Source organism: Mesorhizobium sp. M7A.T.Ca.US.000.02.2.1 (assembly GCF_003996995.1).
In the GTDB taxonomy this organism is placed as follows: domain Bacteria; phylum Pseudomonadota; class Alphaproteobacteria; order Rhizobiales; family Rhizobiaceae; genus Mesorhizobium.
This window is the reverse complement of sequence record NZ_RZTT01000797.1, coordinates 1-1,068: the sequence shown is the minus strand read 5'-3', so window position 1 is coordinate 1,068 and position 1,068 is coordinate 1. Positions and strand designations below refer to the sequence as shown.

Sequence of the window (1,068 nt, the reverse complement as noted above, 5' to 3'; positions counted from 1 at the left end):
CCGCGCGGCGTCGATTCGCATTCGATGATGCCGCCATGCTCGCCGACGATCTTGGCGACCAGCGCAAGACCCAACCCGGAGCCGTTCGGCTTGGTGGTGATGAACGGGTCGAACAGGATCGGCAGGATGTCTTCGGAGACGCCGGAGCCATTGTCGCGCACGCAGAATTCCAGCGGCAGCGACACGCGGTCCTGCGTGCCCGGAACGGAAACACGGATGCCCGGCCGGAAGGCGGTCGACAGCACGATCTCGCCCTGCGGGTCGCTGCCGATCGCCTCGGCAGCGTTCTTGACCAGGTTGAGGAACACCTGGATCAGCTGGTCGCGGTTGGCAAACACCGGAGGCAATGAAGGATCATAATCCTCCATTATCTTGATTTTCTTAGCAAAACCGTTCTTGGCAATCGCCTTCACATGGTCGAGCACGACATGGATGTTGACGGGATAGCGATCGATCGGCCGCTCGTCGGAAAACACCTCCATGCGATCGACCAGCGACACGATGCGGTCCGTCTCGTCGGTGATCAGCCGAGTCAGCGCACGGTCCTCGTCGGAAGCCGACAGTTCAAGCAACTGGGCCGCGCCCCGGATGCCGGAGAGCGGGTTCTTGATCTCATGGGCAAGCATTGCCGCCAGACCGGTCACCGAACGTGCGGCACCCCGATGCGTCATCTGCCGGTCGATCTTGTCGGCCATCGACCGTTCCTGGAACATCACCACGACGGAGCCCGGATATTCCGGCACCGGCGCGACGTAGAGATCGACGACCTTTTCGATGCCGAGACGGGGCGACGACACGTCGACCCGATACTCGTTGACCGGAGCCCGACGCTCGCGCACCTGATCGACCAGCGTCAGCAGCGGGCTGCCGAAGGGAATGAGTTTTGACAGCGTGTTGCGGGCGAGCATGTTTGCACTCGAGCGAAAGAAATCTTCCGCGTCGGCGTTGGCATAGGTGATGAAACCTTCCTCGCTGATCATGATCACCGGGCGACGGATGGTGTTGAGCACGATCTGGGCGGCATCCGCCATTTCAGCGCCTTGGTCAGCGGCGGCGTTCATGCGGCGC

1 protein-coding gene is annotated in these 1,068 nt (G+C 62.1%); it reads right to left on the bottom strand.

The genetic code is table 11. The features are described from left to right. Nucleotides 1–1,061, bottom strand: a 1,061-nt coding sequence (locus tag EOD15_RS34705) for a nitrogen regulation protein NR(II) (RefSeq protein WP_148129832.1), incomplete at its 3' end; no start/stop codon positions are given. Nucleotides 1,062–1,068: the final 7 nt, after the last annotated feature.